Here is a 14,903-nt window from a genome sequence, read left to right on the forward strand (position 1 = left end):
ATGAACACCACAGCCGCGACCGAGGGCGCCACCGGCGCGCGTGAGGCCGCCGGCCCCGACGACGCCACCGCCGCCGCCCTGCTCGAAGCCGGCGCGCTGCTGCCGCCGGGCAGCACCGGCCGGGAGGACGCCGACACCCTCACCGTCCGTACGTACACCCATGCCTCGCTGGGTGGGCGCAGCGTCGTGCGGCTGGTGCCGGGCACCCTCGGGGAGGCGGAGGATCTCGCTCTGGACTTCCTCGGACTCGTGCGGGACGCGGAGACCCCCGAGGTCGGGCAGGTCAGGCGGGAGACCCTCGGATTCCCCGCCTGGGCGCTGGTCAACGACCCGGCCAACGGGCATCACGCGCTGAACCTGGTCAAGGACGTCGAGCGGCTCGCGCGACAGGCCAAGTCCCGTCCCGGCACCGCCAAGGAGGGCTTCGAAGAGCTCGGCGAACGGCTCGGCCGGGCCGTGCCGCACTTCCTGCCCACCTTCTACGAGCAGGCCGCCCGGATCTTCCTCCGGTTCGACAACACCACGTACGCCGCCGCCTTCTTCGGCAAGGCCCGTGACGCCGAGCGGGTGCACGCGCTCGGCGTCGACGAGCAGCGGCAGCGTGCCGTGTTCCTGGAGTTCGCCTTCGCGGGGGCGCTGACGGTCAAGGCCCTCAAGCAGCACGTGAAGGATCTCTCGGCCCGGCTGGACGCGGCCGAGGCATGGGCCCAGTTCCGTCAGCTGGCGGTCGAACGCGGTGCGGCCGGCATGCCGCCGTACGCGTCACTGCCGCAGGACGCGCGCGTGCTGATCAAAGCGGCCGGGCTGCCCAGGATGCAGGCGGAGTGCGACCTCGTCGCCGACCTGGTCGCCTCACCCGCCGCCGTCCGGGCGCCGGCCTCCTTCTGGACCGCCTACCGGGAGACCCTGAGCGTCCTCGCCGACCAGCGGCCCGCCGTGCGGGAGCGGCTGCTGGAGATCATGCCGGCGGGGCTGGACCACGGCGTCAAGAGTGACGAGTTCTGGTTGGCGCTGCTGACCGAATGCGGCGCCGACCGGCTGCTGACAGGCGAGGCCGACAGGACCGACAAATCCCACACGGCCCACACGGCCCGCACGACCCACACGGCTGCCAGGACCGATGACGCCGACGCGCACGGCACGGACCCCGGGGGCGGGACGGCGGCCGCGAGCCACTCGGCGAGTGAGGCAGCGGGCGGTGTCGACGCGGCGGACTGGCTGAGCCGTTGGGCCGCCCACCGCAAGCGTGGCGCCACGGTGTGCGACAGTTCGCCGGCCACTCTCGGCCTCGTCGCGCGGATGGCACCCCGGTTGCGCGCGGGTGGACGGGCCGTCGACCTGTTCGCCGGCCGCAGGCACGTGGGCGTCGACATCGACCTGCTCGACCTGTGCGCGGCGCGGAACGTCCCCCTCGCCGTGCCTGACCCCGACGCGGAGGTCCATCTCGGACTGGACCGCTGGGCGCACGACACCCGGCCCGAGCGGCGTGATCTGGCCGCCGTCGCGGCGGACCCGCGGCTGCGCCGCCTGCTTCTGCGCGCCGTCGGTGCCGCGGGGCACGAACGGCGCTCGGGCGAGCTGCTGGATCACCTCGCCGACCATCCCGTACTCAGCGGCGTTCTGCGCGAGTGGCTGGACGGCGCCGTGGGCGAACTCACCGACGCGGTGGGTCTGCCCGGGGCCCGCGAGGCACTGCACCGGCTGAGCCCCTTCCGGTCGGTGGCGCCCCGGGCCAACCCCGAGGCCGTCGCACGCGCCGCCGGGTACGAGACCGCCCCGCTGCTCGGGCGGACCCTGCGGGCGGGCATCCTCGACGAACTGGGCTGGCCCGCCCTCGACGAAGCCCTGCGTCTGCTGGACGCCGAGACCCGGACCCGGACCCGCGGTGGGACCCGCCAGGACCGGGACACCGCGCTGACGGTGAACGAGGCGTGGCCCTGCCTGGTCCTGAGCCGCGGCCACAAGGCGGTCGTCGTCGGCCCCGAGGGGATACTGCTCGAACACGACCTGCGGCTCCCGGCCGACCTGGACCGCTGGCAGCGCCCCCAGTTCCGCTACACCGACGGGGAACTGCTCGTGGTGTGGTGGCACGACGGCAAGCAGCGCGGCTACTGGTCCACCCGGCCGTCCGAGGTCGTCACCCTCACCGGCGAGCAGATCTCCCACTGGTGGCGCAACGACGACGCGGGCGCTCCGTCCGTCCCGCTGCCCGGCGGCGGCCGGGCCACCGGCGGGCGCACCCTGCACGCAGGCGACACCGTCCTGCCCGCGAGCCGGCCCGTCATCGGGGACGGCACGCTGTACTGGCGGCAGGGCAGGCAGGGGCGAGAGCACGTGTGGCTGGAGTACGACCCGGCGACGGGCTCGCACGGTCGCGCGTCCCTGCCCGCCTTCCTGCGCTCCGGCATCAGCGAGGGCGCGACGCTGCTCCAGGACCGGTGCGAGGTACTGCCGCTGCAACCAGGCCTGGAGCAGAGCCCGTTCGGCACCGACGGGGCCGTACTCGGACGCTGGGTGCGCGCCCAGGACGAGGCCGGCGAGACGCTCACGTCGACGGGAACGCCCGACGGCCGCGTCGTGACGCTGCGCACGTCCGGGCACGGCGAACGGGTCGCCCCGCTCGGTGCGCTGCGGCTGCCCGGGGGTGCCGCGCCCGTCGTGGGCCGCACCGGACGCCGGATCGCGCTGTTCGCGCGGGACGTCGGTACCGGGGCGGGCGTACTCGGCCGAGTGACGCCGAACGAAAGGGGCGGGGAATTCGCCGCGGGCACGCCGCTCGTCCCGCCGGTCGCCTTCTGGCACGCACTGCGTCCCCGCGACGAGCGCGCGTCGGCCGTGTTGCGCGCCGTCACCGACGAGGGGGCGGCCGATCTGCTGCGCGCGGCGGCGCGGGCACTGGCCGAGCGCCAGGCACGGGTGACCGCCGCCGCCCGCGTGGACGGAGCGGCGGGTGATCCCGGAACGGACACCGCGTCGGACACCGCGACGGACACCGCGGCCGCCACCTCCGACGGCGGGCCCGCGGTGCCTTCGGCCGAGGAGGTCGTACGGCAGACCGTGTCCCGGTCGCTTCCCGGGCTCACCGACGAACGGCTCCTCGTGGGCGTGGCGGCCCTGGTCCGCACCACGCTCCAGATCGCCGACACCGTCACCCGCTTCGTCACGCCGCCGGTGGAGTCGCCGAAGCCGGAACGGAAGCGGACCGAGGGGATGTTCGCGGATTACCGCCCGGTGCATGGCGACGACCACACCCTGCACACCGCCGCCAAGGGTCTGGCCAACATGTGGGGGTCGTGGGGCGGCACCGGCCACTGGACCGGGCTCCGGCAGATCCGCGCCGTCAACCACGTCCTGTCGGGCGAGCCCGCCGACGGCAGGCAACTGCCCGACCGCACCCGCCTGGCCGCCCTCGGCGACGGGTGGCACAGCGACGAGCACACCGTCCCCCGCCTCGGCCTGGTCTGGCCGGCCCTGCTGGGCGCGCTGCGGCCGCTCGCCTACCGGGCCGCCGCACCGACCCTGCCGGAGGCCGAACGGGAGGCGTTGCTCCTGCTGTTCGAGGCGCTCGCCGAAGGGCCGCTCGCCGCTCCGGGGCACGGCCTTCGGGAGATCGTTTTGAGCGAGCCGCACGACAAGGACCGGCAGCACGAGCGTGCGGGTCAGGTGCTGCGACGGGACGGCCGCACCGTCGTCGTCCTCGGCTGCCAGAACATCGACTACGGCCGTGAGCGCGTCAACTGGCTCGCCCTCGACCACGATCCGGCAGGCGTGTTCGGGGCCGTCGCCCACTTCACGCTGGAGCGGGAGACCCGGCACGTCCCGGGGCTCCCGGCCGACGCCCTCTCCGCGGTGTTGCGGCTGACCCGGGACAAGGGAGCCGCGCCCTGGCAGCCAGAGGCGCCCGCCGCCCTCGCGACGGCGACACGCATGGGCCTGGGGCCGCTCCAGGCCACGGTGCTCCTCGCCGGGCAACCGGAGAGACTCGACGCCGCCGCACTCGCCACGACCGGGCTCAAGCCGCGTCAGCTGGACGCGGGCAACCGCATGCTGCACTCGCTCCCCGCCACGGACCGCGCGGCGCTCATCGGCGCCCTGCTGCCCGAGGATCCCGCCGAGCTGTGGACGGCGGGGCCCGACGCGGGTGCCGTGGGCCGGGTGTGGGCCGAGCGCCTGGGCGCGCTCGTCCGCGTGCCCGAGGATCTGGCAGCCGCTCTCGACGGCCTGCCGGCCTGGTCCGCCGAGGCCGTTCTCAACCCGGCGCGCACCCCCTGGCTCAGCCGCACCACGGTCCAGCGGCCCGACAAGAAGGGCCGGCTGGCGGCGGAGGACCCTGCCGCGGTACCGAAACGCAGTGCGCTGGCCGACGCGGTCGACGCCCTCGCCTCGCTCGCCTACGCCCTGCCCCACGGCCATGCCCTGCGCGCGGCCCTGCCGGAGGGCCTGGCCGCGCTGCGCCGCCGCCTCGCCGACCCGGGACTGCTGCTGGACCTGGCTGTCGAGTGGACGGAGCAGGGAGGCGCCACCGCCGCCGAACTCCGCAAGGCGTACGGACTGCCCGCCACCGGCGGCGCCGACGCGGACGGCACGACGCGAGTCGGTGAAGCCCTCGTCCTGCGTCCCTGGCACGGTGACAAGGAGACCGTGCTGGTGCGACCGGCCGGCCTCACCGGTCCGGACGACGCCGTGTTCGGGCTGCTGGAAGGGCTGGTGGGTGCCGCGCGCGGCGGCGGCATGCGGGCCCTGCGAACCATCCTGGGAGACGAACTCGCCCGGGCCCTCACCGTCGGTGCGGATCCTGCCGGGGCCGGCGGCTCCGCTCAGGACCCCACCGTCAGTGTTCCGGCACTCGTCACCGAGGTCGCGGTGGCCCACGGTCTGGGCGAGGACGCGGCGGCGCTCTACCTGCAACTGCTCGCCCTGCCCGATCCCACGGACCGCAACTGCGCCCGCTGGACCGGCTGGAGGCCCGCCCGGCTGAAGAAGGCCCGGGCCGAACTCGCCGCCACCGACCTGGTCGTCGAGGCCAAGCGACCGCGCGCCGGCCGTTCCCTGTTCCTGCCCTGCGGCTGGCGTGACCTCAAGTCGCCCGCCCTGCCGGTGGAGACGTGGAAAGAGGGCCTCTATCCCGTTCGCGAAGGCATCCGCGCCGTTCCGCTGCTCCCGGTGCCCGAGCTGTTCACCCGTGCCTGGGAACGGGTGCGGGCCCAGGACGCACCCGCCTACGAGGAACTCACCACCCGCGCCACGCGCAAGGGCCGCCGCCGATGACCGTGGCCGATGACCGCCGCCCGACACCACCGGAAGATCCGTCGATGACCACCACCCTCTCCCCCGACACCTCCCGCCAGATCGTGCCGCCCGAGGACAGGTACGCCACCGAACTGGCCTTCCTCGCCGCCTACGACGACGGTCCGCGCCCGCCCGCCTGGCGGCTCACGCCCCGGGCCGTGGTCACGTTCGTCATGGGCAGCGACGGCCGTGCCCTGCGGCTGCCCGAGGACGCCGAGGCACCCGAGGGGGTGCCGCGCCGGCTGGTGGTGGAGGGCAAGTTCGTCGGCGACCGGGCGCTGGTCGAGCGGTGCGTCGTCACCCTCGCCGGGGAGCGCGGACTGCTGCTCGTCGGCGAGCCCGGTACGGCCAAGTCCATGCTGTCCGAGCTGTTGTCGGCGGCCGTGTGCGGCACCAGCGGCCTGGTGGTGCAGGGCACGGCGGGCACGACCGAGGACCAGCTCAAGTACGGCTGGAACTACGCCCTGCTGCTCGCCCAGGGCCCCAGCCGGGCCGCACTCGTGCCCTCCCCGGTCTTGACCGCGATGACCCGGGGCGGCATCGCCCGCGTCGAGGAGGTGACCCGCTGTCTGCCGGAGGTGCAGGACGCCCTGGTCTCCCTGCTCTCCGAGCGGCGCATCGCCGTCCCCGAACTCTCCGGCAGCGAGGACGCCCTGGCGCATGCCACGCCCGGGTTCAACCTCATCGCCACCGCCAACCTCCGCGACAAGGGCGTCTCCGAGATGTCCGCCGCTCTCAAGCGCCGTTTCAACTTCGAGACCGTCGGCCCCATTCCGGACCTCGACGCCGAGACGGCCCTGGTGCGCAGCCAGGCGCGGGCATCCGTCGAGCGGGCGGGCGTGCCGTTCCGGGTCGACGAGGCCGTCCTGGAGGCGCTGGTCGTCGCCTTTCGCGACCTGCGCGAAGGCCGTTCGGCGGAGGGTTGGGAGGTCGAGCGTCCCTCCACGGTCATGAGCACGGCGGAGGCGGTGTCCGTGGCGGGCGCGCTCGGGCTGGCCGCGGCGTACTTCCCCGGGGACCGCGACGTGCTGGGGCTGCTCCCGGGGCATCTCCTCGGTGTGGTCCGCAAGGACGACCCCGCCGACGCGGCACGGCTGCGCGGGTACTGGGACGGTCCGGTCCGGCGCCGGGCCGAGCAGGGTTCGGCCACCTGGCGCACCCTGTGGGACCTGCGCACGGTTCTGGAGGGCTGACACCCGTGTCCCGCTCCTCGCCGCCCTCCCCCGGTTCCATGCCCTCTCCCGGTTCCTTGCCCTCCGCCGGCTCCGCGTCCCTGTCTCCCGACGAAGCGGTCGAGGCGCTCACCGGTCCCGCGGCGCCCTTCCTGATCGGCGTACGGCATCACGCGCCGTCGCTGGCCGCGGCAGTGCCCGCGCTGCTGGACGGGGCCGCTCCGGACGTCCTGCTGGTGGAGTTGCCCGCCGAGATGCAGGAGTGGTTGCCCTGGCTGGGCCACGAGGAGACGCGGGCACCGGTCGCGCTGGCCGCCGCCTGCACGGAGGAGGGGGCGGGGCCGGCCTTCTATCCGTTCGCCGACTTCTCCCCGGAGCTCGCCGCCGTGCGCTGGGCAGCCCGGCGGGGCGTCCCGGTCGTCGCCTGCGACCTGCCGTTGGCCGACCGGGCGCGGCGGGAGCGGAACGGCTCCGCGACACCCACCGCGCGCACCGTACCCGTCGGACGCACCGCGGCGCCCCCGGCGCCCCCGGCGCCCCCGGCAACCCCGACGAACGCGGAGACCACGGCCCCGGTGCCTTCGGCCCCCTCGGCGGAGCACGACCGTTCCGGGCTGTCCTGGGCTCTCCGGGCGCGGCTCACCGGTCGGCCGGGCGAGGATCTGTGGGACCGCCTCGTCGAGGCCGCCGCTCCGGGATCGCCGCCGGAGGCGCTGCGCCGTGCCGCGCTCCTGACCGGGTGGGCGTTGCGCGAGGAGGCCGTCGGGTCCGGAGGCGTACCCGAGCTGGATCTACGGCGTGAGGCGTGGATGCGCTCCCGTCTGGCCGCCGCCACCGCGGACGGTGCGCGGGCCGCGTTGGTCGTGGGCGCCTTCCACGCGCCGGCGCTGGTGTCTCCACCCGCCACGGCCGAGCCCGGGCGGGACGGTTCCGGCGACCCTGCGGGCCCTTCCGGCGACCCGTCGGGCCCGGCCGACCACCTCGCCGACCACCTCGCCGACCTCCCCACCGGCCTCCCCATCAACCTGCCGACCCACCGTCCAGGTTCCGCCGCTCGTCACAGCGGCGGTGTCGACCGGCCCGAGTGGATCACGTCCCTCATCCCGTACACGTACGCCCTCCTGGACGAGCGGTCCGGGTACCCCGCGGGCATCCGGGACCCGGAGTGGCAGCATCTGGTGCTGCGGGCGGCGGGTGATCCGAGCGCACTGGAGGAGGCGCTGACGCACGCTGCGGTACGGGTGTGCGCTGCACTGCGCGGCCTCGGGCATCCGTCGGGACCCGCCGACGCACGCGAGATCACGCGGCTGGCCTCGGACCTGGCACGGCTGCGCGGGCTGCCCGCGGCAGGGCGGGGGGAACTGGTCGAGGCGGTGCAGACGGTTCTCGCGCAGGGCGAGCCGTACGGCAGGGGCCGGGCCGTCGCAAGGGCGATGGAACAGGTCCTCGTCGGGACCCGCGGCGGACGGCCCGCCCCGGGTGCGCCGCGCAGCGGCCTCGCTCCGGCGGTCGAGGCCGAGTTGTCGGCCCTGGGGCTGCCCGGCCCGGCGTCCACCGGCCCGCCGGCGACAGGGGTGGGCGGCACGGGACCGGGGACCACCGCGCCGGCCACGACCGCCCGGGATCTGCGTCTGGACCCGCTGCGATCCGACCTCGACCGCGCGCGCGACCTGCTGCTGCGCCGCCTGACGGTGTGTGGCGTGCCGTACGCGCAGGCGCGGGGCGTCGTCGGTGCGGGCGGCGCGGATGCGTTGACGACACGGTGGGAGGTGCGCTGGACGCCGGCCACCGAGGCCATACTGTCCGCGGTCGGCGTTCACGGTGTCACGGCCGCCCAGGCCGCCCAGGGTGTCCTGCGTGAGCGATGGCGGACGGAGCGGGACGAGGGCGGGCCCACCGCCGCACAGAACCTGGACGGGCTCCGGCAGGCGGCCGAGTGCGGCCTGCCGGACCTGACGGACGCGCGGCTCGCGGAGACCGCCGGCGTACTGCCCGGTGCCGCCACGCTGCCCGAACTCCTCACCGGCCTGGGGCTGCTGGACCGGTTGCGGGCGGGGCACGTCCCGGGGCTCGGCACCGACAAGTACCGGGCGGTGCGGGCCACCGCCGTGGCCGAGCTCCTCACCGCCGCGGCGGTGCGCCAGGTGGACGGGCTCAGCGGTGCCGAGGACCCGGCGGACGCGCACGCCCTGCTGGAGCTCGCCCACCGCGCGGACGTGCTCGGCGGCGTCCGACTGACCGACGCCCTGGCCCGGTTGGCGCACGAGGGCTCGCCCCTGATGCGCGGCGCCGCGGGAGCCGTCCGGGTGCTCCTCGGGCACGAGGACCCCGAGGTGCTCGGCGGGCGCGTGGCGTCCTGGGTCGACTCGGCGCACGATCGCGCGACCCGCTCCGCGCTCACCGCCCGGCTCACGGGGCTGCTGACGGCCGCAGGTCCACTGCTGGAGTCGGCGGCCCCGGCGCTCGAGCCGCTTCTCGACCGGGTGTCCGAGTTGCCCGACCGGGAGTTCCTCGACCGGCTGCCGGCGCTGCGCGGCGGCTTCGACACGCTCAGCCCGGCCGCCCGCGACCGTCTCCTGTCCACCGTCGAGGAGCGCCTGGACACCCGTCGGCTGGCCGACACGGGCGGGGCGGCTCCTGACGCCCTGGCCCTGTGGACCGGCGCGGACCTCACGGCCCGGGCCACTCTCGGCAGCCTCGGGTTGCTGCCCCCGGCCCGCACCACGACCGCACCCGAGACCCAGACCCCAGCCCCAGCCCCAGCCCCAGCCAACGAGGCGGGCACTACCGAGCGCACGGCCACGGCGACGGACACGGACACAGCCATGGCTGCCGCCGCCCCGCACGTCGTCGCCGCGGATCACCACCTCGCCCCCGCCGACCGCTGGCGGCTCGTGCTCGGCCGCCGTACCGACCGGTTGCCCCCGGCGGCGGCCGCGCCGGCCACCGCGCTGGACGAGTTGTACGGCAGCGGGCGCGGCGAGGGCAGCCGGGGCGATCTGACCGGGCACGGGCGGGGAGGCGGCGGACGCGAGGCTTCCTACCCGAGTGCGCGGGAGTGGTCGGAGGACCTGGCGGCGCTGTTCGGGCCGGGCGTCCGCGAGGAGGTCCTGGCGGCCGCGGCCTCGTCGGGCCGGCCGGACGTCCTGGCCGAACTCGATCCGGACAGCGTGCGGCCCTCCGTCGATCTGCTGCGCACCGTGCTCCTGCATGCGGGGGGCCTGCCGGAGGCACGCCTGGCCGCGCTCCGGCCGCTCGTGCGGCGCCTGGTCGAGGCACTGACCCGGGAGTTGGCCACGCGGTTGCGCCCCGCGCTGCACGGCACCGTTGTGCCGCGTCCCAGCCGTCGCCCGGGCGGTGGCCTCGACCTGGCCCGCACCCTGCGGGCCAACCTGGCCTCCGCGCGCCGGGGTCCGGACGGCACGATCGTGGTCGTCCCTGAACATCCCGTCTTCCGCACCCGGGCCAGGAGGACGGCCGACTGGCGGCTGATCCTGGTGACCGACGTGTCGGGGTCCATGGAGGCGTCCACGGTCTGGGCCGCCCTCACCGCATCGGTGCTGGCCGGGGTGCCCGCGCTGTCCACGCATTTCCTGGCCTTCTCCACGGAGGTCATGGACCTCACCGACCACGTCGACGACCCGTTGTCCCTGCTGCTCGAGGTCAGTGTGGGCGGCGGCACCCACATCGCCGCGGGGCTGCGGCACGCCCGCGAGCTGGTCACCGTGCCGTCCCGCACCCTCGTGGTCGTCGTCAGCGACTTCGAGGAGGGCTATCCACTGGGCGGACTGCTCGCCGAGGTCCGCGCCCTGGTCGGGGCCGGCTGCCACGTACTGGGCTGCGCGAGCCTCGACGACGCGGGCCGCCCCCGGTACTCCACCGGAGTGGCGGGGCAGCTCGTGGCCGCGGGCATGCCGGTCGCCGCCCTCAGTCCGCTCGAACTCGCCCGCTGGGTAGGGGAGAAGATCGCATGAACCCTCACCTTCCGCCGGTCGACCCGTCGGTGACCGCCCAACTCGTCGCGGCACTCAGCCCCAGACTGCGCAAGCGGCTGGACTCGGGTGTCACCAAGGTCGCGGCGCGGCCCGCGGTCCGGGAGGGCGACATCGTGCGCGTCGCCGTCGACGACGACACCGACCTCGAACTGCACGCTCCCGGCGGGACCGTGACCAGTGCCGAGGCAATCCGCTGCGGTTGTCTGCTCGCGCCGGACTGCCTGCACCGGGCCGCCGCCGCATCGGCCGCCCCGGTCGCCGATCCCACGGATGCACCGATCGCGGAACCGCCACTCACGCAGCCACCGCAGACGCCCCGTCCGACCACAGCACCACCACGGACGACCCCACCGGTCACAGCACCAGCGCAGACGGCACCAGCAGCCACAACACCCCCGCAGACGGCATCCCCAGCCACAACACCCCCGCACACGGCGCCTCCGGCCACGGAACCGCAGGCCACGGCCCAGGAACCCGGCCCCGAACCGGCCACCCCCGACCAGCGCGCCGCAGCGGCCGCCCTGCACGACGCGGCGGCCGCCGTCCTGGAGGCCGGTACCGACGGTGCCGGCGCCGTACTTCAGGCCGAGCTGCTGCGGGCGGCGCACACCGCGCGACTCGCTGGGCTCCCCCGGGCGGCCGGGCGAGCCGTCGCCGTGGTCACGGCGCTGCGCGCGGCCCGCGAAGCCGACCCCGCGTACCGCCTCTCCGACCTCACCGCCGCCCTGCGCGACGTCCTGCTGCTCGCGCACCGCCTCCAGGACGCCGCCGGGCCGGAACTCGCCGGGCTGCGCGGCAGCGTACGGCAGCCGTACACACCGGACGGGTCCCTTCGCCTGTACGGGCTCTTCGCCGAACCGATCCTCACGGCGACCGGATACGCGGGCACCGTCACGTGGACCGTCGACGCTGCGGGACGGCTCTACACCGTTTCGGACGTGGCCCCGGGTGGCGTCGACCGGGCCACGGGTTCGGCGGACCGCGCCGTACGCATCGGCGACACCGCCCTGACGCACCGTGAACTCTCCCGCGCGGGACTCGCCCTGTCCGGGGCGACCGTGTCCCCGGCGGGGCGTCTGGGGGCGGGAGCGGCCGTACGGGCCGTGCGCGCGTCCGGCGCCTCGTGGCACGCCGAGCCCCTCGACGGGCTGTGGGCGGTGCCGGTGGCCGAGCAGGTGTCCCGGGCCCTGTCGGGCGACGGGGACGTGCCGGACGGACAGAGCGCGCGTGACGGCCGGGACCTGCTGTTCCTCGACGTCACGCTCATCGGCACGGTCCGCGAGGCGGCGGGTGAGTGTCTGGTGGCCGACTGCGGCGGCCTGGCCGTCCGGCTCGCCGCCGCCCATGACGACCCCGCGCTGCCCGACCGTGCGAACCTCCGCCTCCTCGCGTCGGCGCGCGGCGCCCGACTGCGCGTCGTCGCCCGGCTCACGCCGGCCCCGCTCCCCCGTGCGTTGCTGCTGGCGGCGAGCCATCCCACCGATCCCGGCACGCGCGTCGGCCTCGGTCTCGACCGGCTCCGCCGCGCGGACCTGCCCGGGACGCCGACGTCCGGGACCGCACAAGACGCTCACACCGCACCGGCCGTACAACAGGAGGCCGCCGTCGACGAGGCTCCCGTGCATCTGCTGCGGCGCCGGGTCCACCAGGCGGCGTCCGGAGGCCGCCGGGTGCTCGCCTTCCCCGGCAGCCGGGACTCCGAGGTCACGCGGTTGCGTCGGTACGGGCTCGGCACCGCCGGTGAGCTGCTGGCCGAGTTGCACGCCACCGCCGCGCAGCGGGCACGCGACCCCTTCGGCCGACTGCTCCCGGCCGACACCGGGCGCTTCGCCCAGGCATGGCTCGGCGCGGCCGTGTACACGGAAGAGGTCGACCGCTCCCTGTGCGCCGCCGCGTGGGGCGCGGATCTCCGTCCGGCGAACGCCACGGGACAGGCCGACCGACAGGCCGACCGGCCGACGCCACCCTCACGATCGCTCTGCTGAGCGGGGGCGGGTAGCCGTAGTATCGGATGATCTCTTGGGGGAAGGCGGGCGGACATGGGCAGGCAGCGTCCTGGTACGCCGACGCTGGAGGAGGTGGCCGCCCTCGCCGGTGTGGGGCGGGGAACCGTCTCGAGGGTCGTCAACAACGCGGCCGGCGTGCGGGATTCGACGCGTCGCGCCGTCCAGCGGGCCATCGCCGAACTGGGGTACGTCCCGAATCTGGCGGCCCGTTCCCTGGCGGGGCACCGGGCCGACGCCGTCGCGCTGGTGATGACGGAGCCGGACTGGCGGCTGTTCGGCGAGCCGTTCTTCACCGAGGTCGTCCACGCGGTCGGCGACGCGCTCACCGACACCCCGGTGCAGTTGCTGCTCACGCTCGTCCGTACCGACACCGAGCGACGGCGCTTCGTGGAGTACGCGCGCGGCGGCCGGGTCGACGGTGTCCTGCTGATGTCGGTGCACGCCGAGGATCCGCTGCCGGACATGCTGGCCAAGGCGGGACTGCCCACCGTCATGCTGGGGCGGCGTTCCGGCGACGAGAGCGTCACCTACGTCGACGCCGACAACGCGGGCGGCGCGCGCGGCGCGGTCACGTATCTGCTGGAGGGCGGCCGGACCACGATCGGGGCCATCAGCGGACCGCTCGACATGTACGTCGCCCAGTGCCGGCTGCGCGGGTACCGGGAGGCCCTGGAGCTGGCGGGCGTGGCGGACAGGCCGTCGCTGGTCGTCGAGGGGAGCGACTTCACGGAGGAGAGCGGGCGCCGGGCGATGACCGGCCTGATCGGCCGTCACCCGGAACTCGACGCCGTCTTCGCCGCCTCGGACACGCTGGCCGCCGGGGCGCTCAACGCGCTGCGCGCCGCGGGCCGGCGGGTGCCGCAGGACGTCGCGGTGATCGGCTTCGACGACTTCCAGCCGGCCCGGCCCACGGACCCGCCGCTGACGACGGTGAGGCAGCCGCTGGAGGAGATCGGCCGCGCGATGGTGCGGCTGCTGCTGGAGGAGATGGAGGACTCTCCCGTCGCCTGGCGGCACGTCATCCTCCGCACGGAGCTGGTGATCCGGGACTCCGCCTGACCGACAGGTCCGTCGGGAGCGCTCCCGGCGACACACCGCTCACCTGGGGCTTCGAGAATCCTTCGACAACTCTGGCGCGCACAGTCTTGTCAGGAACATGAACCGCTTCTACAGTCCCCAATCAACCGGTAAGTGGGAGCGCTCCCATCAGTGGGGAGTTGGGAGCGCTCCCGCGCCGGCCCCCTCCTTCCCCCGCACCCACCCGGAGAGGCCCCCATGCGAACGTTACGGCCCCAAGTCCGCGCCTGGCACGGCCTCTTGGGCGTTCTGATGGCGACCTTCGCGGTCTTCGCCGTCGTCGCGTCGCTCGTGACCGCGGCGGCGCCCGCCCGGGCGGACACCACGATCTGCGAACCCTTCGGCACGACGACGATCCAGGGACAGTACGTCGTCCAGAACAACCGCTGGGGCTCCAGCGCCACCCAGTGCGTCACCGCCACCGACACCGGCTTCCGGGTCGCCCAGGCCGACGGCTCGGCGTCGACCAACGGGGCACCGAAGTCGTACCCGTCGGTCTTCAACGGCTGCCACTACACGACCTGTTCGCCGGGCACCAACCTGCCCGCCCGGCTCGACACCGTCTCCGGGGCACCGTCGAGCATCTCGTACGGCTTCGTCGACAACGCGGTCTACAACGCCTCCTACGACATCTGGCTGGACCCGACTCCGCGGACCGACGGGGTCAACCAGACCGAGATCATGATCTGGTTCAACAGGGTGGGCCCGATCCAGCCCATCGGCTCACCGGTGGGCACGGCCACCGTGGGCGGCCGGACCTGGGAGGTGTGGAGCGGCGGCAACGGCTCCAACGACGTGCTGTCGTTCGTGGCCCCCTCCGCGATCACCGGCTGGAGTTTCGACGTCCTGGACTTCGTGCGGGCGACGGTCGCGCGCGGACTCGCCGAGGACGACTGGTACCTGACGAGCGTCCAGGCGGGCTTCGAACCCTGGCAGAACGGCGCCGGGCTGGCCGTGAACTCGTTCTCCTCCACCGTCGAGACCGGCGGCACCCCGGGCAACCCGGACCCCGACCCCGGCGACCCGGGCGACCCCGGCGACGCGCCGGCCTGCGAGGTGTCGTACGGCACGAACGTCTGGCAGGACGGCTTCACCGCGGACGTCACCGTCACCAACACCGGCACGACTCCCGTCGACGGCTGGCAGCTCGCCTTCACCCTGCCCTCGGGTCAGCGCATCACCAACGCCTGGAACGCGTCGGTCACGCCCTCCACGGGCAGCGTCACGGCGACCGGCGTGGGGCACAACGCCAGGATCGCCTCCGGCGCAAGCCTGTCGTTCGGCTTCCAGGGCTCCTACAGCGGCACGTTCACCGAGCCGACCGGCTTCCGCCTGAACGACGCCGCCTGCACCACTGCGTGACC

General features: G+C 75.0%; 6 protein-coding genes. All 6 read left to right on the forward strand.

The features are described 5' to 3' along the window. A complete protein-coding gene (locus ACGH7X_RS05905; protein WP_399896809.1) occupies positions 1-5,268 on the forward strand; it encodes a hypothetical protein in 5,268 nt (1,755 codons plus the stop codon). Between the two features lie 44 nt (positions 5,269-5,312). Further along, positions 5,313-6,482, forward strand: coding sequence for an AAA family ATPase (locus tag ACGH7X_RS05910; protein ID WP_399882322.1), 1,170 nt, complete (start codon positions 5,313-5,315; stop codon positions 6,480-6,482). A 38-nt stretch (positions 6,483-6,520) separates the two neighbouring features. After that, positions 6,521-10,435 (forward strand): DUF5682 family protein, encoded by a 3,915-nt coding sequence (locus tag ACGH7X_RS05915; protein ID WP_399882324.1) that lies wholly within the window; start codon positions 6,521-6,523, stop codon positions 10,433-10,435. Then, entirely contained in the window at positions 10,432-12,441 is a 2,010-nt protein-coding gene (locus ACGH7X_RS05920) for a hypothetical protein (RefSeq protein WP_399882326.1), read from the forward strand. Before ACGH7X_RS05915 ends, ACGH7X_RS05920 begins: the two co-directional genes overlap by 4 nt. Positions 12,442-12,495: 54 nt before the next feature. Beyond that, complete coding sequence (locus ACGH7X_RS05925; protein WP_399882328.1) at positions 12,496-13,521, forward strand: LacI family DNA-binding transcriptional regulator; 1,026 nt, start codon at positions 12,496-12,498, stop codon at positions 13,519-13,521. A gap of 216 nt (positions 13,522-13,737) precedes the next feature. After that, positions 13,738-14,901: a cellulose binding domain-containing protein gene (locus ACGH7X_RS05930; protein WP_399882330.1), complete on the forward strand. Its 1,164-nt coding sequence runs from the start codon at positions 13,738-13,740 to the stop codon at positions 14,899-14,901. The last annotated feature ends 2 nt before the right edge of the window (positions 14,902-14,903 follow it).

Origin of the sequence: Streptomyces sp. BBFR51, from assembly GCF_044591655.1 — a bacterium.
Lineage (GTDB): Bacteria > Actinomycetota > Actinomycetes > Streptomycetales > Streptomycetaceae > Streptomyces.

Bases quoted from the DNA above. Each gene is read 5' to 3' on its own strand.
- ACGH7X_RS05910 (WP_399882322.1), top strand. From the start codon at position 5,313: ATGACCACCACCCTCTCCCCCGACACCTCCCGCCAGATCGTGCCGCCC.
- ACGH7X_RS05915 (WP_399882324.1), top strand. From the start codon at position 6,521: ATGCCCTCTCCCGGTTCCTTGCCCTCCGCCGGCTCCGCGTCCCTGTCT.
- ACGH7X_RS05920 (WP_399882326.1), top strand. From the start codon at position 10,432: ATGAACCCTCACCTTCCGCCGGTCGACCCGTCGGTGACCGCCCAACTC.
- ACGH7X_RS05905 (WP_399896809.1), top strand. From the start codon at position 1: ATGAACACCACAGCCGCGACCGAGGGCGCCACCGGCGCGCGTGAGGCC.
- ACGH7X_RS05930 (WP_399882330.1), top strand. From the start codon at position 13,738: ATGCGAACGTTACGGCCCCAAGTCCGCGCCTGGCACGGCCTCTTGGGC.
- ACGH7X_RS05925 (WP_399882328.1), top strand. From the start codon at position 12,496: ATGGGCAGGCAGCGTCCTGGTACGCCGACGCTGGAGGAGGTGGCCGCC.